The 8,536-nt window shown below is 65.5% G+C and carries 6 protein-coding genes; 5 read left to right on the top strand and 1 reads right to left on the bottom strand.

Annotation, left to right across the window (positions count from 1 at the left end; translation table 11 throughout):
• Positions 1 to 202: 202 nt before the first annotated feature.
• From dnaE to ACE026_RS09720, 3 genes are all read left to right on the top strand, one after another.
• Positions 203 to 3,784, top strand: a complete 3,582-nt coding sequence (dnaE, locus tag ACE026_RS09730; RefSeq protein WP_486038834.1) for a DNA polymerase III subunit alpha — start codon at positions 203 to 205, stop codon at positions 3,782 to 3,784.
• A 34-nt stretch (positions 3,785 to 3,818) separates the two neighbouring features.
• Positions 3,819 to 4,691: a hypothetical protein gene (locus ACE026_RS09725; protein ID WP_486038833.1), complete on the top strand. Its 873-nt coding sequence runs from the start codon at positions 3,819 to 3,821 to the stop codon at positions 4,689 to 4,691.
• 113 nt (positions 4,692 to 4,804) lie between these two features.
• The gene (locus ACE026_RS09720) at positions 4,805 to 5,764 is read left to right on the top strand and encodes an acetyl-CoA carboxylase carboxyltransferase subunit alpha (RefSeq protein WP_282263659.1); all 960 of its coding nucleotides are present in this window, start codon (positions 4,805 to 4,807) and stop codon (positions 5,762 to 5,764) included.
• Positions 5,765 to 5,817: 53 nt separating this feature from the next.
• On the opposite strand, the gene ACE026_RS09715 is transcribed toward ACE026_RS09720, so the two are convergent.
• A complete protein-coding gene (locus ACE026_RS09715; RefSeq protein WP_121041460.1) occupies positions 5,818 to 6,273 on the bottom strand; it encodes a CopD family protein in 456 nt (151 codons plus the stop codon).
• A 159-nt stretch (positions 6,274 to 6,432) separates the two neighbouring features.
• Between ACE026_RS09715 and ACE026_RS09710 the strand changes: the two genes are divergently transcribed.
• Both ACE026_RS09710 and ACE026_RS09705 read left to right on the top strand, forming a co-directional pair.
• Positions 6,433 to 7,029, top strand: coding sequence for a class I SAM-dependent DNA methyltransferase (locus tag ACE026_RS09710; RefSeq protein WP_123728750.1), 597 nt, complete (start codon positions 6,433 to 6,435; stop codon positions 7,027 to 7,029).
• Between the two features lie 57 nt (positions 7,030 to 7,086).
• Positions 7,087 to 8,442 carry a polyhydroxyalkanoate depolymerase gene (locus ACE026_RS09705; RefSeq protein WP_486038832.1) on the top strand — a complete coding sequence of 452 codons (1,356 nt, stop codon included), beginning with the start codon at positions 7,087 to 7,089 and terminating at the stop codon, positions 8,440 to 8,442.
• Positions 8,443 to 8,536 lie beyond the last annotated feature (94 nt).

Below are 8,536 nucleotides of genomic sequence, written 5' to 3'. Positions count from 1 at the left end.
CCGCCCCAGCCCGCAGCACCACAGAGCCCACCGCTCCTGCACGTGCCCCACCAGCTCCACGCGCCGCAATCGCCGAAAACCGCTGCAACCGCCGAAGCAAACCTGAACCCCAGCGCCAACCCGCGCCCCCGCAACACCCCTGTCAAGCCTTGTTAGCGACCACCGCCACCGCTACCCTGACCGGGCATCACATTGGTTCGGCATGTCCACTTCCCGTTTCGTACATCTCCACGTCCACACCGAATTTTCGCTGGCGGATTCGACCATCCGTGTCCCGGCGAAGCCGGATCAGGCTGACCCGAAGAAAGCAAAGCAGGCCAACCTGCTCAGCCGCGCGGTCGAACTGAAGCTGCCCGCACTGGCAGTGACGGATCTCAACAACCTGTTCGCGCTGGTCAAGTTCTACAAAGCCGCCGAAACCGTGGGCATCAAGCCCATCGCCGGCGCGGACATCATGATCGCCGAAGAAGGCATGACGCCCTGGCGCATGACCCTGCTCTGCCGCGACCGCGAAGGCTACCTCAGCCTCTCCAGGCTGCTGACCCGCGCCTGGATGGAAGGCCATCGCCCCGAAGGCGGCGTCGCCGTGCACCCGGACTGGCTCAAAGCCGGCTGCCACAACCTGTTCGCACTGGCCGGCCGCGACAGCCTCGCCGGCCGCCTCGCCGGCGACGGCCGCCACGATCTGGCCGAGCAACAGCTCGCTGACTGGCAGCGCGTGTTCGGTGACGGCCTGCACCTGGAGCTGACCCGCACCGGCCGCGATGGCGAAGAAGCTTTCAACCAGTTCGCCCTGCAGGCCGCCGGCCAGCGCGGCCTGCCGGTGATCGCCAGCAACGATGTGCGCTTCCTGCAACCGGAAGACTTCAGCGCCCACGAAGCGCGCGTCTGCATCTCCTCCGGCCGCGTGCTGGACGACCCCAAGCGCCCGCGCGACTACAGCGACCAGCAGTACCTCAAGTCCGCCGAGGACATGTGCGCGCTGTTCGCCGACATTCCCGACGCGATCGACAACACCCTGGCGCTGGCCGAACGCTGCAACATCGAGATGCGGCTGGGCACCTACTTCCTGCCCAACTATCCGGTCCCCGAAGAGGAAACCCTCGACAGCTGGATCTGCAGCGAATCGCGCAAGGGCCTGGAAGCACGTCTCGAAAAGAATCCGCTGGCGCCGGGCAAGACCCGCGCTGACTATTTCGAGCGCCTCGAATTCGAACTGGCCACCATCATCAAGATGGGTTTCCCCGGCTACTTCCTGATCGTGGCCGACTTCATCCAGTGGGGAAAGAACCAGGGCATTCCGATCGGCCCCGGCCGCGGTTCCGGTGCCGGCTCGCTGGTGGCCTGGGCGCTGCAGATCACCGATCTGGATCCGATCCCGTACAACCTGCTGTTCGAGCGGTTCCTCAACCCCGAACGCGTGTCGATGCCCGACTTCGACATCGACTTCTGCATGGACCGCCGCGATGAGGTCATCGACTACGTCGCGCGCAAGTACGGTCGCGACCGCGTCAGCCAGATCATCACCTACGGCACCATGGCGGCCAAGGCCGTGGTGCGCGATTCCGGCCGCGTGCTCGGCTTCCCGTACGGTCTGGTCGACGGCGTCTCCAAGCTGATCCCGAACATCCTGGGCATCTCGCTCAAAGATGCGATGGGTGAAGGCAAGGATTCGGAAATGGCCTCGCCGGAGCTGATCCAGCGCTACCAGAACGAAGACGACGTCCGCGACCTGATCGATCTGGCGCGCCAGCTTGAAGACCTCACCCGCAACGCCGGCAAGCATGCCGGTGGCGTGGTGATCGCGCCCGAGCCGCTGGCCGAATTCTGCCCGCTGTTCGCCGAACATGACGAAGGCGGCCGCGGCCGCAACCCGGTCACCCAGTTCGACAAGAACGACGTCGAAGAAATCGGCCTGGTGAAGTTCGACTTCCTCGGCCTGCGCACGCTGACGATCATCGACTGGGCGGTCAAGGCGATCAACAAGCGGCACGAGCGCGCCGGCATTCCGCCGGTGGACATCACCGCGCTGCCGCTGGATGACGTGCCCACCTACAAGGACATCTTCGCCAACGGCAATACCGGTGCGGTGTTCCAGTTCGAATCCTCGGGCATGCGCCGCCTGTTGAAAGACGCGCGTCCTGACCGCTTCGAAGATCTCATCGCGCTGGTGTCGCTGTACCGCCCCGGCCCGATGGACCTGATTCCCTCCTTCAACGCGCGTAAGCACGGGCAGGAAGAAATCATCTATCCCGATCCGCGTACCGAAGCGATCCTGAAAGACACCTACGGCATCATGGTGTACCAGGAGCAGGTGATGCAGATGGCGCAGATCGTCGGCGGTTACTCGCTGGGCGGCGCCGATCTGCTACGCCGTGCGATGGGCAAGAAGGTGCCGGCCGAAATGGCCAAGCATCGCGAGATTTTCCGCGAAGGTGCGGCCAGGGACGGTGTCGTCGAAGCCAAGGCCGACGCGATCTTCGACCTGATGGAGAAATTCGCCGGCTACGGCTTCAACAAGTCGCACGCCGCGGCCTACGCGCTGGTCAGCTATCAGACCGCCTGGCTCAAGCGTCATTACCCGGCCGAGTTCATGGCCGCGACGCTGTCCTCGGACATGGACAACACCGACAAGGTGGTCGGCTTCCTCGCCGAAGTGCGCAACCTCGGCCTGACCGTGCTGCCGCCGCGCGTGAACGAATCGGCGTACATGTTCGAAGCCTCCAGCGCCGACACCATCGTGTACGGCCTGGGCGCGATCAAGGGCGTCGGCCAGGGTGCCTGCGAAGCGATCGTGGAAGAACGCCAGCGTGGCGGCCGTTACGCATCGCTGCTGGATTTCTGCATGCGTGCCGAATCGGGCAAGCTCAACCGCCGCACGCTGGAGGCGATGATCAACTGCGGCGCGATGGACGGGCTCGGCAAGAACCGCGCCTCGCTGATGCTGCAGCTGCCCGAAGTGCTCAAGGCCACCGACCAGATGGCGCGCGAGAAGGCCTCCGGCCAGAACTCGCTGTTCGGCGCGCCCGATCCGGTCAGCACGGCGATGCAGCTGGAATTGCCGGAAGCCAAAGAGTGGGCGCTGGGCCAGTTGCTGGACGGCGAGCGCGAAACGCTGGGCTTCTACCTCAGTGGCCATCCGTTCGATCCCTACGCCGATGACGTCAAGGAACTGGTCGGTACCGACCTGGGCAAGCTGGAAAAGCTGATCCCGCCGGCACGCCCGAGCAAGGACGGCGAAAAGCGTGCCTGGCGCCAGGAAACGCCGGTGATCCTGGCTGGCCTGGTGGTCGGCGTACGCCGCAAGGGCGAGAGCCAGATCTTCATGCAGCTCGAAGACGGCAAGGGTCGCGTGGAATGCAGCGCCTTCACCGATGGCTTGGCCGAGTTCGGCCACCTGATGACCAAGGACCGCATCCTGGTGGTCAAGGGCGGCCTGCGCGAAGACGAATTCAACGGCGGCTATGCGCTGCGCATCCGCCAGGTCTGGGATTACGAAGACATCTGCGCCAACTACGCCACGCGGCTGTCGCTGCGGGTGGACCTGCGCCAGGACGGTGCGGTGTGGAACCGCGTCAACGCCCTGCTCGACCGGCATCGCCCCGGCCGCACACCGCTGCGGCTGGATCTGCTGCTCGGCTCGGAACAGGGCCCGGTGGCCGGCATGCTCGATGTCGCCGGTGAGATCGCCGTGCGGGTGGACAGCCACCTGGTCGACGCGCTGCGCGCCGCTCCCGCGGTCCGCACGGTGAAAGTGCGCTACAGCCCGCCGTGGGCGAACTGATCCATTTTTTCTGTTGCAACACAGGTGTTTTGTTTTGATCAAGCGTTTTGCCGTGCTGCTGAGTGCAGCCGTCGCCCTCACCGGCTGTGCCGGCCCCGCCCAGACCTTCGAGATCGACAACCCGGGCGCCACGCCGCTGACCCTGCGCATCGACGGCAACGAACTGCCGATCGCCGCGCACGCCTCGCGCCCGGTCAAGCTCAAGCCCGGTGAGCATCACCTGCAGACCGACCAGCTCGGCGACGTGCGCTTCATCGTCTACGCCAGCGGCAAGGGCGGGTTGATCAACCCGACCTTGGCCGAGTACGTGATCGCCAACGAGATCTACGTCACCAGCGAAGACAAGCTGCAGAACTTCGGCAGCCTGGACAAGCAGATCGAGCTGGGCGGGGTGACCTTCCAGGGGCCGTACCAGAGCACGCACGATTTGTTCATCGACAAGGCGTGGAGCTTCGGCGTCCGCGAGCCGTTCCCGGAGGTGCAGACCGTGGCCCACGTGGACGCCAGTGGCGGCCGGATCAACGCCAAGATCTTCACCGCCCCGGATTTCATCGCCTACGTCGAAGCAGGCATGGGCCAGCCCGGTGCTTACGCACGCCAGCAGCCCCGGGGCTACGTCGCGCCCACCTACGCGCTGGAATCCGCCCCGGCCGCACTGCCTGCGCTGGACCCGGCCTTCGAGGCCCATGCCGGCCCGTTGCGCGAGCTGTACACCCGCTACCTGCATGCCACCACCGCCGATGCGCAGCTGCAGCTCCAGCAGGAGGCCTTCCAGGCGCAGATGGCGTTCACCGCCGCCACCGCCAGGCTGGGCTCGGGCCTGCCCAAGGAGGCCAACGAGGGCTACAACACCTTCGTGAAGACCCGCAGCACGCTGATGGGCAGCGCGGCGCTGGTGGTCCCCTGAGCTGACTGGCGCGCCTGGCCCCGCTGCGCTACCGTCGGTTTCCAGACGACGGCGTACGGGGCTTTTCGGCGCATTCGGCTACACTTTCCCTCTTTTCTTCACGACGGTTTCCGATGAATCCGAACTACCTCGACTTCGAGCAACCCATCGCTGATCTGGAGGCGAAGATCCAGGAACTGCGCAGCGCCAGCGCCGGACCTGCGGTCAATGTCGAGGCCGAGGTCAATGCCCTGCAGGACAAGCTGCGGGTGCGCACTGCACAGATCTTCCGCAACCTGACCTCCTGGCAGGTGCTGCAGCTGGCCCGGCATCCGTCCCGCCCGTATACCGAGGACTACATCCGCATCATCTGCGATGAGTTCCAGGAACTGGCCGGCGACCGTGCCTTCGCCGACGACAAGGCGATCATCGGCGGCCTGGCCCGCATCGGTGGCCGCTCGGTGATGCTGATCGGCCATCAGAAAGGCCGCGACACCAAGGAAAAGATCAAGCGCAACTTCGGCATGCCCAAGCCGGAGGGCTACCGCAAGGCGCTGCGCCTGATGAAGATGGCCGAACGCTTCGGCCTGCCGGTGTTGACCCTGATCGACACCGCCGGCGCTTGGCCGGGCATCGATGCCGAATCGCGCGGCCAGTCCGAAGCGATCGCACGCAACCTGATGGAAATGGCCGAACTGAAGGTGCCGGTGGTCTGCACGGTGATCGGTGAAGGCGGTTCGGGCGGCGCACTGGCACTGGGTGTGGGCGACCGCACCGTGATGCTGGAGTACAGCGTGTACTCGACCATCAGCCCGGAAGGCTGCGCCTCGATCCTGTGGAAGGACCCGGCCAAGGCCAAGGACGCCGCCGAACAGCTCGGCCTGACCGCCCCGCGCCTGAAGAGCCTGGGCCTGGTCGACAAGGTCCTGCGCGAGCCGACCGGTGGCGCCCACCGCAACCCGAACCAGATGGCCAAGCGCCTCAAGGCCGTGCTGCTCAACGAGCTGGACGTGCTGGAGAAGCTGCCGGTCGATGAGCTGCTGCAGAAGCGCTACGAGCGCCTGCGCAGCTACGGGACCTACGAAGTGGCCTGATCAGGCTGCAGCGCAGACGAAAAAGCCGGACGCGCAAGCGCCCGGCTTTTTTTTCAGAACGGCTTGGCGATCACCAGCCAGACCACGCCGATGAACAGCACCAGCGGCAGTTCGTTGAACCAGCGCAGCGCGCGCGAGGACGGCAGCAGCTTGCCTTTCACCGCGCCTTTCAGCAGCCGTCCGGTCCACGAGTAATACACCAGCAGCAGCACCACCAGGCCGAGCTTGGCATGCAGCCAGCCCGCCGCACCGGGCGCGACCATGGTCGGGAAATCGGGAATTACGCGGTAGCCCAGCCACAGCACCACGCCCAGGATCAGCGCGAGGCCGAACATCATGTGGCCAAACTTGTACAGGCGCAGGCCCATCAGCTGCAGCCGCTCGGTCACCGGCAGCTGGCCGGCCGTCTCACTGAGGTTGACCAGGATCCGGGGCAGATAGAACACCGCCGCCATCCACGCCACCACGAACAACAGGTGGAAGGTCTTGACCCAGTAGTAGGACTGCATGTGCTTGCTCCGGCGGCTGGCATGGGTTGGCCGCCATTCTCGCATGCCCGGTAGAGACACCCCATGCGTGGCTGGTGCGACCCATCGCCACACCTCAACTACGCATCCGCGCGCCCACGCCGTACGATAAGCGCCGCTTTCACCCACGTGCGCATCCCCATGGACAAAACCTACGACGCCGCCTACTTCCAGCGCTGGTACCAGCCTGACCAGACCGGTGGCGCCGCACGCCTGGCGCGCAAGGTGGCGCTTGCCGTGGCCAGTGCCGAGTACTACCTGGAACGCCCGATCCGCAGCGTGCTGGATATCGGCTGTGGCGAAGGTGCCTGGCGTGCCCCGCTGCTCAAACTGCGCCCCCGCGTGCAGTACCTGGGCTTTGACAGCAGCGATTACGCCGTGCACCGCTACGGCCGCAGCCGCAACCTCCACCCGGCCAAGGTCGGCGATTTCGCCTGGCTGCGCCCGTGCGCACCGGTGGATCTGCTGATCTGCTCGGACGTAATGCATTACGTGCCCAGCCGCGAGCTGCGCCCGGCACTGGAAGGCTTTGCCGAGCTGACCGCCGGCGTGGCCTTCCTGGAGGCATTCACGGCCGAGGATGACTTCGATGGCGACCACGAAGGCTTCCAGCCACGGCCGGCGCGCTGGTACCGCAGCCAACTCAAGCGGGTCGGCTTCACCGCCTTGGGCTCGCACTGCTGGCTGTCGCCCGCACTGGCAGGTCACGCGGCTGCCTTGGAACGTGGCGCGCCCTGAGTCTCGATAACAATTGAGACAGGACCCGCATTAACGCGCCCGCGCGACGGGTGCGCTATGCTGCGCGGCAACATAAGACCATACATATTGGACGTCATGCTATATCAGCTGCATGAGTTGACCCGCAACCTGCTCGCCCCGTGGGTGCACCAGGCCCAGGCCAACGCGAAGTTCTTCGCCAATCAAGGTCATTGGTGGTCGCAGATGCCCGGCGCGGATCGCCTGGCCGCTGTGAACGAGCTGTTCCACCGCATCGGCAAGGATTACGAGAAGCCCGAATGGGGCATCAACGAAATCGACGTCGAGGGCGAGCGCGTGCCGATCGTCGTCCACGAAGAGATCAGCAAGCCGTTCTGCAAACTGCTGCGCTTCAAGCGCCACAGCAATGAAGCCGACCAGCTGCACACCATGCTCAACCAGCCGTTCGTGCTGGTGGTAGCGCCGTTGTCCGGCCACCACGCCACGCTGCTGCGCGATACCGTGCGCACCCTGTTGCGCGATCACCGCGTGTACGTGACCGACTGGGTCGATGCGCGCATGGTGCCGGGCAGCGAAGGCGAGTTCGGGCTGGATGACTACATCGCCTATGTGCAGGAATTCATCCGCCACCTCGGTGCGGACAAGCTGCACGTGATCAGCGTCTGCCAGCCGACCGTGCCGGTGCTTGCCGCCGTCTCGCTGATGGCCAGCCGTGGCGAAACCACGCCGCGGTCGCTGGTGATGATGGGTGGCCCGATCGATGCGCGCTGCAGCCCGACCGCGGTCAACAATCTGGCCACGCAGAACCCGATGTCCTGGTTCGAGAACAATGTCATCCACACCGTGCCGGCCACCTTCCCCGGCGCCGGCCGCCGCGTGTACCCCGGCTTCCTGCAGCACGCCGGGTTCCTGTCGATGAACCCGAGCCGCCACTTCAGTTCGCACTGGGATTTCTATGCCGACCTGGTCAAGGGCGACATGGAAGATGCCGACGCCCACCGTCGTTTCTACGATGAGTACAACGCGGTGCTCGACATGCCGGCCAAGTACTACCTGGACACGATCCGTGTGGTCTTCCAGGAGTTCCTGCTGCCGCGCGGCGAGTGGTACGTGCAGGGTGAACGCGTGGATCCCAGCGCGATCACCGGCACCGCACTGCTGAGCATCGAAGGCGAGCTGGACGATATCGCCGGCCTCGGCCAGACCGAAGCGGCGCAGGACCTGTGCACCGGCATTCCGGCCGCGCATCGCGAGCATTTCATCGTCGAAGGTGCCGGCCACTACGGCATTTTCAGCGGCCGCCGCTGGCGCGAAACGGTCTACCCCAAGGTGCGCGATTTCTTCGCGGCCCATGCGCAGACCGTGGCCAGCAAGCCGAAAAAAGCCGCGAAGATCGCGAGCAACGTGACGCCGTTGCGCCGTAAAGCGGGCTGACGACCGGTTGGCGCGAGCCCCCGGCCAGGGGGCTTACGCTATGGGCAGTGGCGGCCGCTGGCCGGCTGCGCCTTCATCCAGCAGCTTGGGGAGC

This window comes from Stenotrophomonas sp. AGC87 (genome assembly GCF_057333975.1).
The sequence above is the reverse complement of the archived record's forward strand: the minus strand, read 5'-3'. Positions and strand labels throughout refer to the sequence as shown.